Source organism: Sphingomonas lutea (assembly GCF_014396785.1).
Classification (GTDB): domain Bacteria; phylum Pseudomonadota; class Alphaproteobacteria; order Sphingomonadales; family Sphingomonadaceae; genus Sphingomicrobium; species Sphingomicrobium luteum.
Genome location: NZ_CP060718.1, coordinates 662,111 through 678,072, shown reverse-complemented (window position 1 = coordinate 678,072; position 15,962 = coordinate 662,111). Strand labels below are relative to the sequence as shown.

18 protein-coding genes and 1 pseudogene are annotated in these 15,962 nt (G+C 65.5%); 6 read left to right on the top strand and 13 right to left on the bottom strand.

The features are described from left to right. Positions 1-87: 87 nt before the first annotated feature. The 7 genes from H9L13_RS03565 to H9L13_RS03535 form a co-directional block, all read right to left on the bottom strand. Positions 88-921: an N-acyl homoserine lactonase family protein gene (locus H9L13_RS03565; RefSeq protein WP_187539106.1), complete on the bottom strand. Its 834-nt coding sequence runs from the start codon at positions 919-921 to the stop codon at positions 88-90. 10 nt (positions 922-931) lie between these two features. Then, positions 932-1,201 (bottom strand): hypothetical protein, encoded by a 270-nt coding sequence (locus H9L13_RS03560; protein WP_187539104.1) that lies wholly within the window; start codon positions 1,199-1,201, stop codon positions 932-934. Positions 1,202-1,271: 70 nt separating this feature from the next. Next, the gene (locus tag H9L13_RS03555; RefSeq protein WP_187539103.1) at positions 1,272-1,952 is read right to left on the bottom strand and encodes a CoA transferase subunit B; all 681 of its coding nucleotides are present in this window, start codon (positions 1,950-1,952) and stop codon (positions 1,272-1,274) included. A gap of 12 nt (positions 1,953-1,964) precedes the next feature. Beyond that, positions 1,965-2,294: a DUF5076 domain-containing protein gene (locus H9L13_RS03550; protein WP_187539101.1), complete on the bottom strand. Its 330-nt coding sequence runs from the start codon at positions 2,292-2,294 to the stop codon at positions 1,965-1,967. Then, entirely contained in the window at positions 2,291-2,731 is a 441-nt protein-coding gene (locus tag H9L13_RS03545) for a hypothetical protein (RefSeq protein WP_187539099.1), read from the bottom strand. Before H9L13_RS03545 ends, H9L13_RS03550 begins: the two co-directional genes overlap by 4 nt. After that, on the bottom strand, positions 2,731-3,438 hold the full coding sequence (locus tag H9L13_RS03540) for a CoA transferase subunit A (RefSeq protein ID WP_187539097.1): 708 nt from the start codon (positions 3,436-3,438) through the stop codon (positions 2,731-2,733). The genes H9L13_RS03545 and H9L13_RS03540 overlap by 1 nt, the downstream gene beginning before the upstream one ends. Before the next feature lie 33 nt (positions 3,439-3,471). Next, a complete protein-coding gene (locus H9L13_RS03535; protein ID WP_187539095.1) occupies positions 3,472-4,020 on the bottom strand; it encodes a DUF2306 domain-containing protein in 549 nt (182 codons plus the stop codon). 130 nt (positions 4,021-4,150) lie between these two features. Here H9L13_RS03535 and H9L13_RS03530 point away from each other — a divergent pair, with 130 nt between their 5' ends. After that, complete coding sequence (locus H9L13_RS03530; RefSeq protein WP_235091281.1) at positions 4,151-4,930, top strand: LytTR family DNA-binding domain-containing protein; 780 nt, start codon at positions 4,151-4,153, stop codon at positions 4,928-4,930. Positions 4,931-5,065: 135 nt separating this feature from the next. Here the strand turns inward: H9L13_RS03530 and H9L13_RS03525 are convergent, their stop codons facing one another. After that, positions 5,066-5,377, bottom strand: coding sequence for an SCP2 sterol-binding domain-containing protein (locus H9L13_RS03525; protein ID WP_187539091.1), 312 nt, complete (start codon positions 5,375-5,377; stop codon positions 5,066-5,068). Between the two features lie 72 nt (positions 5,378-5,449). Between H9L13_RS03525 and H9L13_RS03520 the strand changes: the two genes are divergently transcribed. Then, complete coding sequence (locus H9L13_RS03520) at positions 5,450-6,877, top strand: NAD-dependent succinate-semialdehyde dehydrogenase (RefSeq protein WP_187539089.1); 1,428 nt, start codon at positions 5,450-5,452, stop codon at positions 6,875-6,877. A 252-nt stretch (positions 6,878-7,129) separates the two neighbouring features. Further along, positions 7,130-8,791 (top strand): thiamine pyrophosphate-binding protein, encoded by a 1,662-nt coding sequence (locus H9L13_RS03515; RefSeq protein ID WP_187539087.1) that lies wholly within the window; start codon positions 7,130-7,132, stop codon positions 8,789-8,791. On the opposite strand, the gene H9L13_RS03510 is transcribed toward H9L13_RS03515, so the two are convergent. The 3 genes and pseudogenes from H9L13_RS03510 to thiS all read right to left on the bottom strand — a co-directional run bounded on the left by H9L13_RS03510 (position 8,788) and on the right by thiS (position 10,771). Beyond that, a complete protein-coding gene (locus tag H9L13_RS03510) occupies positions 8,788-8,976 on the bottom strand; it encodes a hypothetical protein (protein WP_187539085.1) in 189 nt (62 codons plus the stop codon). The genes H9L13_RS03515 and H9L13_RS03510 overlap by 4 nt on opposite strands. A gap of 84 nt (positions 8,977-9,060) precedes the next feature. Beyond that, positions 9,061-9,726 carry a protein-L-isoaspartate(D-aspartate) O-methyltransferase gene (locus H9L13_RS03505; RefSeq protein WP_235091140.1) on the bottom strand — a complete coding sequence of 222 codons (666 nt, stop codon included), beginning with the start codon at positions 9,724-9,726 and terminating at the stop codon, positions 9,061-9,063. A 33-nt stretch (positions 9,727-9,759) separates the two neighbouring features. Beyond that, positions 9,760-10,771, bottom strand: a pseudogene (thiS, locus tag H9L13_RS03500) (sulfur carrier protein ThiS). A gap of 129 nt (positions 10,772-10,900) precedes the next feature. On the opposite strand from thiS, the gene accB reads away from it, so the two are divergent. Both accB and accC read left to right on the top strand, forming a co-directional pair. Further along, positions 10,901-11,398 (top strand): acetyl-CoA carboxylase biotin carboxyl carrier protein, encoded by a 498-nt coding sequence (gene accB / locus H9L13_RS03490; protein ID WP_187539081.1) that lies wholly within the window; start codon positions 10,901-10,903, stop codon positions 11,396-11,398. A gap of 11 nt (positions 11,399-11,409) precedes the next feature. Continuing rightward, entirely contained in the window at positions 11,410-12,759 is a 1,350-nt protein-coding gene (gene accC, locus H9L13_RS03485) for an acetyl-CoA carboxylase biotin carboxylase subunit (RefSeq protein ID WP_187539079.1), read from the top strand. A gap of 6 nt (positions 12,760-12,765) precedes the next feature. Here the strand turns inward: accC and corA are convergent, their stop codons facing one another. Then, positions 12,766-13,731, bottom strand: coding sequence for a magnesium/cobalt transporter CorA (gene corA / locus H9L13_RS03480; protein WP_187539077.1), 966 nt, complete (start codon positions 13,729-13,731; stop codon positions 12,766-12,768). A 107-nt stretch (positions 13,732-13,838) separates the two neighbouring features. On the opposite strand from corA, the gene H9L13_RS03475 reads away from it, so the two are divergent. Beyond that, the gene (locus H9L13_RS03475) at positions 13,839-14,549 is read left to right on the top strand and encodes an energy transducer TonB (RefSeq protein ID WP_187539075.1); all 711 of its coding nucleotides are present in this window, start codon (positions 13,839-13,841) and stop codon (positions 14,547-14,549) included. Between the two features lie 3 nt (positions 14,550-14,552). On the opposite strand, the gene H9L13_RS03470 is transcribed toward H9L13_RS03475, so the two are convergent. After that, positions 14,553-15,926, bottom strand: coding sequence for a L,D-transpeptidase scaffold domain-containing protein (locus tag H9L13_RS03470; RefSeq protein WP_187539072.1), 1,374 nt, complete (start codon positions 15,924-15,926; stop codon positions 14,553-14,555). Positions 15,927-15,962: the final 36 nt, after the last annotated feature.

Genomic DNA, 15,962 nt, shown 5'->3' with positions numbered 1-15,962 from the left:
GAGGCCAGCCTATGCGCGCGCGGTCATTGCGCCAGTGCCGTTCCGGCCGCTTGCAGACGATCCGCCGCAATCGGTCGAAAAGAACTGTTAGCGCGCCGACGTCGGGAAGGCGGGGAGCTTTGCGACGTCGGACGGTTCGTGCTGGATGATCACCTTGGCACTGGTGTTGGCGGCAATGCGATCGAAGCGGTCGTGCGACGCCAACGTATCCGCACGGTTGGTGTTGAACACCGGCACGCCGCGATTCTTCACTGCTTCGGTGAAGTGATATTGGTCGCCCGACAGCAGCACCGGTCCCGACTTCAGCCGGACCAGCAGCGCGCTGTGTCCTGGCGTGTGTCCCGGCAGCATGAGCATCGTCACGCTGCCGTCGCGGAAGATATCGACATCGCTGCCGACCGGCACTGCCTTGCCCTTGCCGCTGATCCAGTGGTCGAGGTGCTTGCGCGCATCAGCGACGCTGGGATTGTCGCCCTTGATCACCTCCCAATCGGCCTGGCCGATGACTAGCGTCGCGTTGGGGAAGTGCTTCGCTTGCCCGGTGTGGTCGCCGTGAAAATGGCTGATTCCGACAAAGCCGATCTTTTCCGGCGCAACACCAATCACCTTGAGCTGGTCGACAAGCGTCCGCTTCAGCGACATCCGCTGCTCGTCATTGTCGACCGGCTTGGCGATCAGCTCGTCGGACAACCCCGTGTCCCACAGCAAATAGCGGTCGCCGTGGCGGATGAGGTAACAGCTGCCGACTAGCGGCCGCGCGCCGGGTGGATATTGGAAGGTATCGGAAAACCAAGCGCCGAACTTCTTCATCATGAAGTCGCCGCAGTCGAGCCGCCACAGCTCCAGGTCCGGCTGTGGCGCTTGTGCCGGCGCAGCCGCGGCGGCGGCGGCCAGCAACCCGGCCATCAGCAGCTTTCTCATCAGCGCCCCCCTAAAGGTCACGCGCCCGTTGATCGGCGACGACCTCGGCGGCAGTCATACCGTCGAAGGTGACTCGCGCCAACGTCTCCGGGTCGGCCGAATGCCGCCGTCCGCCGATCGTGCGGAGCGCCCGGTCGAACAGCAGGCGGTCGGCATCGGGCAAGTCGCGCCGCGCCGCAGCTGTGGTTTGCGCAAAGGCTTGCGGGGAGGAGCCGTCAATGACGGTCGGTGCGGCGTCGGCGCAGGCGGCGAGAAGGCACACAACAACCAACCCGCTCATCCTGAGTAGCCGCGTCAGCGGCGTATCGAAGGACCGTGCTTCGATACGAGCCCTCGACTTCGCGAGGCCTCTACTCAGCATGAGCGGTGGAAAGGGTATCCTCATATTTCGCCGTCGTCTTCTCGCGCACCTCATCCGCGCTCGCCCCCGGCGCCAATTCGATCAGCTTGAACGGGCTGCCGTGATCGGGCCGGTGAAACACCGCGAGGTCGGTGATGATCATGTCGACCACGTTGCGGCCGGTCAGCGGAAGCGTGCATTCGGGGATGAACTTGGGATCGCCGTTCTTGGACACATGCTCCATCACGACGATGATCTTCTTGACGCCCGCGACCAGGTCCATCGCCCCGCCCATGCCCTTGATCATCTTGCCCGGGATCATCCAGTTGGCGATGTCGCCACCTTCGCTGACTTCCATCGCGCCGAGCACGGTCAGGTCGATGTGGCCGCCGCGGATCATCGCGAAGCTCGCCGCGCTGTCGAAATAGCTTGATGAATCGAGTTCGCTGATCGTCTGCTTGCCGGCGTTGATCAAATCGGCGTCAACCTCGTCGTCGTACGGAAAGGGCCCGATCCCGAGCATCCCGTTCTCGCTTTGCAGCGTCACCGTCATCCCCGCCGGAATGTTGTTCGCGACGAGCGTCGGGATGCCGATGCCGAGATTGACGTAATAGCCGTCGCGCAATTCCTTGGCCGCGCGCGCCGCCATCTGGTCGCGGGTCCAGCCCTTCGTCGTCGTTTCCGTCGTCATCCTGCGCTCCGATTATTCGTGGCCGAGGATGCGAACGCGCGATTCCGCGGCGCTGCCCTCGGGGTCGGTCAAATGCTTCATCATGCCCTGGTAGATGCGGTTGAGCGCGACGCTGCCGTCCAGCCGATATTCTTCGGCATAGGCCCGCGACGCGTCGTGCAGCACCGTCGCCATCATCGTGCCGAACGCTTCGGGTTCCTTGAGCAACGTCGGGTCAAGGAAGGTGTCCACCGGTCCTTGATGGTGCACCCAGACGCGCAGCACCTCGAAGGTCAGGTCGTCGAGGGTGCGGTCGTTGCCCACCAGATCGAGCTGGTTCCGCGGCTTCCTGCCGAAGCTCATAGCGCTGCCGCCCGGCGTCCGAGCTGCGGCCACGCCCTCATCGTTCCGACGAGATGGACCAACCCGATCGCCAGCACGATGGCCGAGGACCAAAGGTCGAAGGATGTGGCTTTCGGCGTCATGAGGAGCGGCGCGATCAGCAATCCGCGCGCCATGTAGATGCCGGTGATCGCCACCAGCGCGGTGCGCATCAGCGGCAGGCGCCGGATCAGCCCCGCCCCCGCAAAAGCATAAGCCGCCCAGATCGCCAGGACGAGGGCGATGCCCGCGGTGACCAGCGCCGGCCCCGGACTGCCGCGCTCGGCCATCTGCGCCATCGGCTCGCCAGCGCCGAAGAACCGGTACCAGTCGGGCCCGCCGAAGATCACCGCGATGTGCAAGATGGACGCAAGCGCGCTCAACAGACCGCCGACCACCAGCCAAGGATTACGCGGCATCACGCTGCCTCGCGCTGCCGTACGGTTCGGAACTCGATCTTCTTGTCGTAGGGCGCGCCGAGGATCATCCGCTTCACGTAGATGCTCGGCAGATGAATGCAGTCGGGGTCAAGGCTGCCCACCGGCACGATCTCCTCCACCTCGGCGACGCAGATGCGCCCGCTGGTCGCCGCCGGATAGTTGAAGTTGCGCGCGGTCTTGCGGAACATGAGGTTGCCGCTTTCGTCCGCCTTCCAGCCCTTGATGATGCTGAGGTCGGCGCGGATGCCGCGTTCGAGGATGTAATCCTCGCCGTCGAAGCTCTTGACCTCCTTGCCCTCCGCGACCTTCGTGCCGACGCCGGTCTTGGTGAAGAAGCCCGGAATGCCCGCGCCGCCCGCGCGCATCCGCTCGGCGAGAGTCCCCTGCGGGCAGAATTCGACCTCCAGCTCACCCGAGAGAAACTGCCGCTCGAACTCCTTGTTCTCACCGACGTAGGAGCTGATCATCTTCCTGACCTGCCGCGTGCGCAGCAGTTTGCCGAGCCCTTCATTGTCGATTCCGGCATTGTTCGACGCGATGGTCAAATCCTTGGCCCCGCTGGCGACGATCGCATCGATCAGCCGCTCGGGGATTCCGCACAGGCCGAACCCGCCCGCGGCAATCGTCATGCCGTCGTGGAGCAGGCCGTCGAGCGCGGCTTCGGCATTAGGATAGATCTTCTGCATGCCGCAGCCCGTAAGTCGGAGCGGCGTCTGCGGTCAACCGTGCGAGGGCTGGACCACCGCCGGGTCGCCGAACGCCCATTGCCACATCGTTCGTCCCGGAACGAAGGTGAAGGCGCCGGCGACGATCAGCGAACCCAGGAAGAAATTCCGCAGGTGCCGGCGGTGCGCCGCGATGTCGCCGCGGCGGGCACTGACCAGCGCATAAGGGATAGCAATGAAGGTCAGCAGGGTGAACAGATGTATCCAGCTGAACGCCCCGTCGTTGACGTTGCGGATGAAGATCGTCGAGACCGCGGTCACGAACATCAGGCTCAGCCAGATCTTGCCCAGCAGCTTGTGCCGCGCCCCGCCTTTGCGGGTAAGGAACACATAAGCGCCGAGCGGGAGTGCCGGAATGACCGTCGCGAGGTGCGTCGCAAGCGCGATGTCGCGGACCCAAGGGGTCGGCGGTGCGAAGCCGAGGAGCCAGCGCAGCAAGCCGAACAGCGAAAGCGCAAAGATCGCCCCCGCCGCGGTGGCGATCAGGATCCGCGCCGTGGGCGGGAAGTCGAATGTCTGGCGGGAAAGAGCGAAAGCGGTCATGCTGGCGAGGCCCATCTTGAAAAGTATCGCGCATGCCTTCCCGAGCTGCGCTTGGCCGCCAACCTTGCCTTCGCTAATTTGCCGCATGCGTTCGTGAATCGCGCGTTTCGAAAGGGGTATCCAATTGGCGATGCGTGAACCGGGCGTCAGCGCGCACTGGCCGGGGCCGCGAGCGCTCGCCGGCGAACTCGCCTTACTGGCGGTGATCGCCCTCATCCTTGCGGCGCTCGGTCCCTTCGGAAGCTTCGAGCTCGGCGGATTCGGCGCGCGCCTAGAATATTGGATGCCGGCTGCTTTCCTTGGCTATGCGATCTTCCGTCCAATCTCGCTCCTGGTCCTGGCGGCGGGCGAGCGGCTTGGGCTCGGGGCCATGCCGGCGCTACTGATTGCAGTGGCCATCGCCGCCTTTCCGGCGAGCGCTGCAATGCTATGGCTCGGCGGGGTCCGCTTCGGTCACGCGATCCGGCTCGAAGTCCTGATGCAGCTTTATTTCCAGGTTTCCCTGATTGGCGCGTTGATCGGCGCCGTCTTTGTTCTGCTGTGGCCGGCGCGGCCAGCGCCCGCCGAGCCGGCGCGAGCGCAACCCCAAGCCCCACCGCCGGCGCCGTTCCTCGACCGGCTGCCGGGGCATTGGAACGGGCAGCTCAATGCGCTCCAGATGGAAGACCATTATGTCCGCGCGCACGGCCCTGGCGGACAAAGCGTGCTGATCCTGATGCGCATGGCCGACGCAGAGCGCGAGCTCGGCGCCGCCGACGGCCTTCGCGTTCATCGCAGCTGGTGGGTCGCACGCGATGCGGTGATCGGACGGGCGCGCGACGGCCGCAGCCTGCGGCTACGGCTCGACGGCGGGCTCGAAGCGCCCGTCGCCCGCGATCGCGCGGCGGCCGTCCGCGACTGGTTGAAATAGCCCCTCTCCCCTTTGAGGAAGAGGGAGGAAGCCGCGGAGCGGCGGAAGGGTGAGAGGATTATCGAGACGGCGGCACACCCCTCACCCCGCTCGCCGCGGCAAGTCGACCCTCTCCCGCAAGGGGAGAGGGCTAAGTCACCCCTTCAATTTCGCCAGCACGCCCTGCAGCTGCATCGCGTTGGACATGTCGCCTTCGACCTTGAGCTTGCCCATCATGAAGGCGGTCATGCCGTCGAGCTGGCCCGCGGCGAGGTGCTGCCAATCGTCCCAGGTGACCTTGATCGTCGTGTCCGCCATGTTCGCATCCGAGGTGATTTCGGACACCTGCTCGGCGGTTCCGTCGAGCATGATCGCCCCCTGCTCGCCGCCGAAGTCGATCTTGACCTTCTTGCCCGGAACCCAGGCGCTGTTTTCCTGCATCTTGGCGGCGAGTTCCTGCTTGGTCATTCGGGCTTCTCCTTCGCGTGGACGCCTAGCGAGCCGTTGAAGCGCGTTCAAGGCAGGCGTAGAGCGCGCCGCATGGGATATGAAACCGACCTCCAGCTCTTCATCGATGGCGCGTGGAAATCGGGCGAAGGCCGCGATGCGCATGATGTCGTCAATCCAGTCACCGCCGACGCCATCGCGCAGGTACCCTACGCGACCAAGGCCGACCTCGAAGAGGCGCTCGCCGCCGCCGACCGCGCTTGGCCCGAATGGAGCGCGACCGATGTCGAGAAGCGCGGCGCGATCCTGCGCAAGGCGGCCGCGATCATGCGCGAGCGGATCGACCTCATCGCGGCGACGCTGACGCAGGAACAGGGCAAGATCCTCGCCGAAGCCAAGGCCGAAGTGCTCGGCAGCGCGCAACTGTTCGATTGGTATGCCGAGGAGATCAAGCGCGACTACGGCCGCACTTTGGTCCGCCCGGCGGGGCAGCTGTCGCGTGTGATCAAGCAGCCGGTCGGCCCGGTCGCGACCTTCACCCCGTGGAATTTCCCGATCTATCTGCTCGCTAAGAAGGTCGCGGCGGCGCTCGCCGCGGGCTGCCCGGTGATCAGCCGCCCGCCACACGAAACGCCCGGCTGCGCAACCGAGATGTTCCGCTGCCTCGCCGACGCCGGCATTCCCAAGGGCGTCGCGCAGCTGGTCCACGGCGAGGCGAATTTCATCAGCTCGACGCTGATCGCCAGCCGCACCATCCGCAAGGTCAGCTTCACCGGGTCGACCAATGTCGGCAAGCATCTGATGAAATTGTGCGCCGACAGCATGACCCGCGTGACGATGGAGCTTGGCGGCCACGCGCCGGTCTTGATCTTCGACGATTGCGACCTCGAAAAGACGCTCGACATGGTCGTGCCGCAGAAATTCCGGAACGCGGGCCAGGTGTGCGTCTCGCCGACCCGCTTTTACGTGCAGAACGGGATCTACGATGCCTTCCTCAAGGGTTTCACGGAACGCACCGCCAAGGTGAAGATCGGCAATGGCCTCGAAGGTGACACGCGCATGGGTCCGCTCGCCAACGCCCGCCGCCCCGACGCGGTCGGCAAATTGATCGAGGATGCGACAGCCAAAGGCGCGCGGCTGCTGGCGGGCGGCGAACGCGGGGAAGGCGGCTTCTTCTTCCAACCGACGCTCCTCGCCGACGTGCCCAACGAGGCCGAGATCATGAACGAGGAGCCGTTCGGTCCCGTCGCGGTGTCGCGCCCGTTCGACAGCTTCGACGAGGTAATCGAGCAAGCCAACCGCTTGCCCTACGGCCTTGCCGCCTTCGCCTTCACCGAAAACGGCCGCCGCGCGAACTTGATCGGCGACCTGGTCGAAAGCGGCATGGTCGGCATTAACACCTTCGCGATTTCGGTCGCCGACGCGCCGTTCGGCGGGGTCAAGGATTCGGGCTTCGGCTCAGAGGGCGGCAAGGAAGGGTTGGAGAGCTACCAGGTGGTGAAGGCGATTCATCAGGCGTGAGCTGTGCCTGAGCCTTGGTTCCGACCAGACGGAATCCTTAGATTCCGACCCATCACTTGGCAGGGGAAGATCGTCCTCGCCGTCACCTATCTGACGATGATTTCATTCGGGATCGGCGGCTTGTTCTTGACGGATTCGGACTCCGCGGCTTGGTGGATCACAGCAGCGCTCGCCTTCAGCGCGTTCGTTGCCGGACACGCCGTTGTCTTGTGGAAAATGGACTGGGACTACGGACGCCGCTAACGGCCCCGCATGACCAAACGCACCGGCGGCCGCATCCTCGTCGACCAACTCGTGACCAACGGCTGCGACCGCATCTTCACCGTACCGGGCGAAAGCTTCCTCGCGGTGCTTGATGCGCTGCACGACACGCCCGAGATCGACACCGTGGTGTGCCGGCAGGAAGGCGGAGTTGCCTACATGGCCGACGCCGACGGCAAGATGACGGGGCGCCCCGGCATCGCCTTCGTCACCCGCGGGCCCGGCGCGACCAACGCCAGCGGCGGGGTTCATGTCGCCTTTCAGGATTCGACCCCGATGATCCTGTTCATCGGCGATGTTGCGCGCGGCGACCGCGACCGTGAGGGCTTTCAGGAGATCGACTTTCCGGCCTTCTTCGGCCCGATCGCCAAATGGGCGGCGCGGATCGAAGATGCGGCGCGCATTCCCGAATATGTCGCGCGCGCCTACCGCGTCGCGACTGCGGGGCGCCCTGGCCCCGCGGTGCTGGCGCTGCCCGAAGACATGCTGCGCGATGAGGTCGACGTGCCCGACCGCCCGCCCGTCCCAGCGGTCGCCGAAGCGCCCGATCCCGGTGCAATCCAAGCGCTGTTCGAACTGCTCAAGGAAGCGACCAATCCGGTCGCGATCGTCGGCGGCGCCGACTGGAGTCCGCGCGCCGGGCATCATTTCGGCAATTTCGCGTTCCGCCACGGAATCCCCGTCGCAGCCGCGTTCCGCCGCCAGGATTCAATCGCCAACGATTGCGGCGTTTATGCCGGCCAGCTCGGCTACGGCCCCAACCCCAAGCTGCAGCAACGCATCCGCGATGCCGACCTCATCATCGCCGTCGGTGCGCGGCTCGGGGAAAGCACCACCGACGGCTATACGTTGATCACCCCCGACCATCGCGGCCAGACGCTCGTCCACGTCCACCCCGACCCCAACGAACTCGGCCGCGTCTATCACGCCGATCTGCCAATCTGCGCCGACATGGGCGAGTTCGCCGAGATGGTCGACGACTGGCGCGACCCCGATCTCGTGCGCTTTTCCGCAGGCGAGGAAGCCCACCGCGAATGGCTCGACTGGTCCACCCCGTCCGCCCGCGAGGGTGTCGCGCTCGACCTCGGCCCGTGCGTCGCCGCGATGCGCGAGCGGCTCCCCGCCAATACCATCGTCTGCAACGGTGCGGGCAATTTCTCGGGCTGGTGGCATCGTTACTGGCGCTACGGCCCGCAGCCGACGCAGCTCGCGCCGACCAGCGGGACGATGGGCTATGGCCTCCCCGCCGCGGTTGCCGCCGCGCTGCGCTTCAAGGACCGGCCTGTTGTCTGCGTCGCGGGCGATGGCGATTTCCTGATGAACGGGCAGGAGCTGGCGACCGCCGCGCAATATGGCGCCGATTTGCTCGTCATCCTCGTCGACAACGCCAGCTACGGCACGATCCGCATGCACCAGGAGCGCGAATATCCGGAGCGAATAAGCGCCACCGAACTCCGCAATCCCGATTTCGCCGCACTCGCCCGCGCCTTCGGCGGCTGGGCGGAAACGGTAGACGCGACGGCGGATTTCGCCCCCGCGCTCGACCGCGCGTTGGAGCAGAAGGGCATCCGCCTTCTCCACTGCAAGACCGACGTCGAAGTGATCAGCAACGCGACGACCATCGCAAAATTGCGGGCGGCGTCGAGAGACTAAGGCTTGGTCTGCTCGACCTGCCACGCACGTTCGAACAGCAAGGCATGAATGTCGCGCTGCTCGCGGCGCGCAGCCTCATCGTCGCGCGATTTTCGCTCCGCACGTGTCTCTCGTGGAAAGTGCTTCACCAGCTCATCGAAATGCGCGCCGAAGCTACCCGTCTTCGATTTACATCTGTTCGGCATTGATTTGCTCCGCCCTGACAACGAACGGATCGCGGGAAATTATCCACAGGCTTGCTCCGGATCGGACCGGTCCCGCGGCGCCAGCTATCGTTCGTCCCAACCTTCGGCGCCAATCAACGGCACGAAGCGGACTTCAGCAAGCCGGTGCAGTCGAAGCGTCCCATCGGGCTGCATGACCCCGCGCACCAGCTCCTGCGCGTCGCCAGCAGCGCCGATCGGCATCACGATCCGCCCGCCGGGGGCGAGCTGAGCAATCAATGGCGGCGGGACATGGCGCCCGCTTGCCGCGGCGAGGATTGCGTCGAACGGCGCGGCTTGCGGCCAGCCGAGCGTGCCGTCGCCCTCGACAATCTCGATATTAGGATAGCCCAGGCGCGAGAGGCGCTCTCGCCCCGATTCTGCAAGCGCCGGCTGCCGCTCGATCGCCACCACGTCGCGCGCGATCTGCGCGATGACCGCCGCGGCATAGCCCGATCCCGCCCCGACTTCGAGCACGCGGTCCCCCGGCCCGATGCCCGCGGCCTGAATCATCAGTGCGACGATGTAGGGCTGCGAGATCGTCTGCCCCGCGGCAATCGGAAGCGGATGGTCGCCATAAGCGAGATGGCGCTGATCCTCGTCGACGAATGCCTCACGCGGCACCGTGCGAAAGGCGTCGAGGATCTGCGCGTCGGCTATGCCGCGGCGGCGCAACTGATGTTCGACCATCGCCGCGCGCTCGGCGGCAAAATCGGGGAGGGACGAGGCCATTCGCGACAAACGCGCAGCGTGCCCGCGCCGTTGCTAGATCAGCCCTGCCAGGGGACTGCTGGGATCGGCGTAGCGGCGCTTCTGCATCCGCCCGGCGAGGTAGGCCAGTCGCCCTGCCTCGACCGCCGCCTTCATCGCCCGCGCCATCAGCAGCGGATCCTTGGCTTCGGCGATGGCGGTGTTCATCAGCACCCCGTCGCAGCCCAGCTCCATCGCCTGCGCGGCATCGCTCGCGGTGCCGACGCCGGCATCGACCAGCACCGGCACGCCCGCGTTCTCGACGATTAAGCGGATGGTCACGCGGTTCTGGATGCCGAGGCCGGAGCCGATCGGCGCGCCCAAGGGCATGATCGCCACCGCGCCGGCTTCTTCCAGCTGCTTCGCGGCGATCGGATCATCGACGCAATAGACCATCGGCTCGAAGCCCTCCTTGACCAGGACTTCGGTCGCGCGAAGCGTTTCGCGCATGTCGGGGTAGAGCGTCTTGGCCTCACCCAGCACCTCGAGCTTGACGAGGTTCCAGCCGCCCGCCTCGCGCGCCAGCCGGAGCGTGCGGATCGCCTCCTCCGCAGTGAAGCAGCCCGCGGTGTTGGGCAGGTAAGTGATTTTCTTGGGATCGATGAAGTCGGTCAGACGCGGCTGGCTGGGGTCGGACACGTTGACCCGGCGCACCGCAACGGTGACGATCTCGGCCCCCGAGGCTTCGACCGCCGCGGCATTCTCCTCGAGGCTCTTGTACTTGCCGGTGCCGACGATCAGTCGCGACGTGTACGTCCGCCCCGCAACCGTCCAGCTGTCGGCGGCAATGTTATTCTGCACGGTCACGTCAGCCGCCTCCGACGAAATGCACGACTTCGAAATCGTCGCCGTCCTCGACGCACGCCTCGCCCAGCGTCGAGCGCGGAACGATCTCGAGATTGCGCTCGACCGCCACGCGCTGGGGATCGAGCCCGAGCTCGTTCAGCATCTGCGCGATGGTGATACCGCCGGGGACATGACGATTTTCGCCGTTGATGCGGATGGAAAGGGAGCCGTCGACACTCATCAGAAGGTGCAGATAGGAAGGGTGGCGCGCCGGCGCAATTGAGCGCAGATCCTCTGGACGCGGCGGACTGGCTCTGCAAGGGATCGCCCGCGACATGGCCCAGCGCCGGAACTTAAGAGGATCGTGAGGATGGCCGAATCCGCCAAGGGCGAGAAGAACGGCGGAATGCGTATTGAGCCCGCCTTGGTGCGCGAGCTCGCCCGACTCCTGACCGAGAATGAGCTGACCGAGATCGAAGTCGAGGATGGCGACCGCAAAATCAAGGTCAAGCGCGAGCCGGCCGCCGTGGTTTCTGCTGCTGCAGCGCCGGCAGCGGCAGCGCCGGCGCCGGCGCCCGTCGCCGCAAATGCTACCGAACCCGCCGCGCCTGCTGCGGCTCCCGAAGACATCGGCGGAACGCCGGTCAAGTCGCCGATGGTCGGCACTGCTTTCCTCTCGCCGCAGCCCGGCGCCGAGCCGTTCGTCGCGGTCGGCGACACGGTCAAGGCGGGGGACACGCTGCTGATCGTCGAGGCGATGAAGGTGATGAACCCGATCACCGCGCCCGCCGCGGGTGTCGTCAAGAAGCTCATGGTCAGCGACGGCCAGCCGGTCGAATTCGACCAGCCGCTCGCCGTCATCGGCTGACGCGACGCGGCATGAAGATCCAGAAACTCCTCATCGCCAACCGTGGCGAGATCGCGCTGCGCATCCACCGCGCCTGCCACGAAATGGGCATCAAGACGGTTGCCGTGCATTCGACCGCGGACGCCGATGCAATGCATGTCCGCCTGGCCGACGAGACCGTGTGCATCGGTCCGCCGCCAGCGACCGATTCCTACCTAAACATTCCCAACATCATATCGGCCGCCGAAGTCGTCCATGCCGACGCCATCCACCCCGGCTACGGCTTCCTGTCCGAAAATGCGCAGTTCGCCGAAATCGTCGAATCGCACAACATCATCTGGGTCGGACCGAAGCCCGAGCATATCCGCACGATGGGCGACAAGATCGAGGCCAAGCGCACCGCCGCCAAGCTGGGCCTGCCGCTGGTTCCCGGTTCCGCCGGCGCCATCGACACGGTCAAACAGGCGCACGAGCTGGCGGCCGAGATCGGTTATCCGGTGCTGATCAAGGCGGCGTCGGGCGGCGGCGGGCGCGGCATGAAGGTCGTCGAGGCCGAGGAGCAGCTTGAAAGCCTGATGAGCCAGGCGGCATCGGAAGCGCGCTCGGCGTTCGGCGACGACACCGTCTACATGGAAAAATATCTCGCTGATCCGCGCCACATCGAATTCCAGGTGTTCGGCGACGGAAAAGGCGGCGCGATCCACCTCGGCGAGCGCGACTGCTCGCTCCAGCGCCGCCACCAAAAGGTGCTCGAGGAAGCGCCCTCCCCCGTCATCACCGCCGAAGAGCGCGAACGCATGGGCGAAGTCGTGCGCAAGGCGATGAGCGAGATGGGCTATCGCGGCGCGGGCACGATCGAGTTTCTATACGAGAAGGGCGAATTCTACTTCATCGAAATGAACACGCGGCTGCAGGTCGAGCATCCGGTGACCGAGATGATCAGCGGTATCGACCTGGTCCGCGAACAGATCCGCGTCGCGTCCGGTGAAGGCCTGTCCTACACGCAGGACCAGATCGTGCTCAGCGGCCACGCGATCGAATGCCGCATCAATGCCGAGGATCCGGAGACCTTTGCGCCGTCACCCGGGACCGTGAAGAATTACGTCGCGCCGGGGGGCATGCACGTGCGCGTCGATAGCGGCCTTTACACCGGCTACAAGGTCCCGCCTTATTACGACAGCATGATCGGCAAGCTGATCGTTTACGGATCCAACCGCGATGCCTGCATCCAGCGACTTCGCCGAGCGCTCGAGGAATTCGTCGTCGAGGGGATGAAGACCACGGTGCCGCTTCACCAGAAATTGGTGCGCGATCCCGAATTCCTGGCCGGCGACTATACGATCAAGTGGCTCGAAAACTGGCTCGCGCGGCAACAGGGCTGAGCGTCGTCATAACCAGCCGGCGCGCTTGAACTGGACGTAGAGCGCAACGCAGATCGTGGCGATCACGCCCAGAACGACGAAATAGCCGTAGCGCCAGTTGAGTTCGGGCATGACATCGAAGTTCATTCCGTAAATGCCGGCGATGGCGGTCGGCACGGCGAGGATCGCTGCCCACGCCGCAAGCTGGCGCGTCGTCTCACTCTGCCGCTCCTGCTGGAACAACATGCTGAGTTCGAACACCGAGCGCAGGATTTCCTGAAGCGCGTCGACCCGCGAGCCCAACCGGGTGACGTGGTCCTGGATGTCCCGAAAGTAGGGCCGCGTCGCTTCGTCAATATTCGGCAGGTCGAGCCGGACGAGCTTGGCGCACACATCCGCCATCGGCCCAAGGATGCGCTGGAAGCGAATGAGCTCCCGGCGTAGCGCGAAAAGCCGGGCGATGTCGCTGCGCTTGAGATGCGCGGTCGTGGCGCAATGCTCAAGCTCGATGGCGTCTTCCTCGATCTCCTCGACGATCGGGAAATAACCGTCGACCACGAAGTCGAGGATTCCGTGAAGCACGTAATCGACGCCATGGGCGAGTAGGACTGGCGCGGATTCGAGGCGCTTGCGCAATTCGGTATGCGGCCGCGCCGACCCATGGCGCACGCTGATGATATGGTTGTGGCCAACGAAGATTGCGGTTTCGCCATATTCGATGCGGTCGTCCTTGAGCGCGGCAGTGCGGGCCACGACGAACAGTTGCTCGCCATAAACCTCGACCTTGGGCAGCTGATGCGCATGCGCGGCATCTTCGACCGCGAGCGGGTGAAGGCCGTACCGCTCCTGGACTTTGCCGAGCTCTTCTTCCGTGGGATCTTCGAGCCCGATCCACACGAACTCATCATCGTTCGCGCACGGGTTGGGCTGATCCAAGCCGACTTCCTTGAGCCGGCGGCCATTGTCGTAGAGAAACGCAGCCTTGACGGTCATACCCGGGCGATAGCGCTCGCCCGCGCCGCGCGGTAGAGCGAAGTCAAAAGCGCCACCTTTCCATGCGCATGCGCGTTGCGGATGGCGGTGCCTGTGAGGCGAAGCGGATGTCGAGTTATCGCGGAACAGCCGATCCCCGTTCCCGCGCCAAGGCGATGGTCGCCGTCGCGGCAATCCATGCGGCGCTTGCCGCGGCGATCCTGACTGGCCTGAACGTGCGTTTCGCCGAGCGCGCCGTCGAGAAGCTGCAGATGATCGACGTCCGCCTGCCGCCACCGCCAGAGCCGCCGCCCCCGCCGCCGCCGGCGAGCGAAGCCAAGCGAGTCGAGCTTGAGGAGGGCGCCGCCGGCAAGCGCGCCGAGCCGACGCCGGTCGTTGCCCCAACGCCGCGCATTCCGGTGGAAACCCCGATTGCCGCAGCGCCCATCGCGGGGACGGGCAGCGCGCCCACCGCCGGCGCTGCGAATGCCGGCACCGGCATGGGTGCCGGAGGATCGGGCAGCGGACGTGGTGGCGGCGGCGTCGATTATTCGAAATTCACGCCGGCGCAGCGCATCTCTCGCATACCCAACCGCGAATATCGCCGCCTGGTCGCGGTAAGTGGGCAAAGCCGCGGACGCGTCGGCATCACGCTCAAGGTCAACCCTGATGGGTCGCCGTCGAATTGCCGGATCGCGCAGTCGAGCGGGAACGGGGTGACCGATTCCCTGATGTGTCAGCTCGCGCTGCAGCATGTCCGTTTTCGGCCCGCCCGCGACGACCGCGGACGTGCGATTGCGCAGGATATTACCTGGTACCCCGACTGGGCGCCTAACTGATGCCTAGCGGGCGGCTAACCGATCGCCAGACGCGCCGGCTAGCTTCGCCTTGTCGTGCCCGTAGACGTCCTTGAAATACGCGATGCTGGCGCCTTCCGGAATCGCGGTCAGGTAGGTCAGGTAGACCGGCACCGGGGTCGATAGCGCGATCGGCTGCTCCGCCGCCTCGCCATTGGGCTCCAGCCGCCGGCCGAACAGCCATTCGCCCAGGCGCGGCGCATCTTCCAGCCGCACGCAGCCGCCGCTGTAAAGTCGTGCCGCTTCGTTGAGCAGCTGCTTGTCGGGCGTGTCGTGAAGCCAGATTCCCTGTTCGTTGGGGAACATGAACTTGACCCGGCCCATGGCATTCTCGGGTCCCGGCAACTGGCGCACGCGAATCTCGGTTCGACCCTCCGCGACGGCTTTCCAATCGACGGTCGCGGGATCGACGACCACGGCATTCTCGCTCCAGCCCGACAGGACCTGGTAGCCTTTCTTGTCAAGGAACTTGGTGCCTTCGCGAAGCACGCTCGGTGCCACGCGCTCGGCGGTCAGATCGGCGGGCGAGTTCCAATACGGATTGAGCACCGCATAGCGGATGAGGCCGCTCATCATCGGCGTCGGATATTTGGTCTGGCCGATGACGACACGCATCGAATCGACCGGCTTGCCATCCTCGAACATCGTCAGCCGCTGGGCGGCGATGTTGACGACGATGTAGCGGCGCTTGTCGGCAGGCAGCGCGCGCGCGCGCTCGAGGTTGACCATCAGCAGCTGCCGCTCGTGCGCGGAGGCGTAATTGTGTCGCATCAGCGCTTGGCGAAGCTCGGCGTAGGTGGGGTTCATCCACTTCATCGATCGAATGAAGCCGGGCAGGTCAGGCGACGTCGCAGCCTGGGCAAGCAGGGTGAAGGGCGACGGTGCGGCCGGCTTCAACTCAGGGTCGACGTAGATGATTCCGCCAGGGTCGCGGCGAAGATCCCGAACGTACGCGACAAAGGCTTCGGACAGCATCTGGTCGGCACGAAGGACCGCCTGCCGGTCGCCGTTCCATGCCTTGGCCAATGCATCCTGCAGCGCCGTGACGCGATAATTCTGGGGATCGAGGCCGTCGAGCCGAGCATTGCTGAGCATCAGGAACAACTGCTGGGCCGCATCGCCCGATGCCTTGTTCAGCCACAACGGCGCGCCTTGGCGGGCGCGATAGAAGTCCGCGACGCTGACACGCGCGGCGGGCGCCGGCGCAGCGGCAACCGCCCGCGCCTTGCCTTTTGCCGGCGCGGCGTGGGCATAGGAAAAGGGCGCCGCGGCCAGCACCAAACCCGCCGCGACGCCACTCAACCTTGAATAGAGGCGCACCGGCCCAAGGCCGGTGCGCGCAATACGCAAATGTTTCACTTCAACTCCGACCTTACGGAGCGCGCATCAAGGACG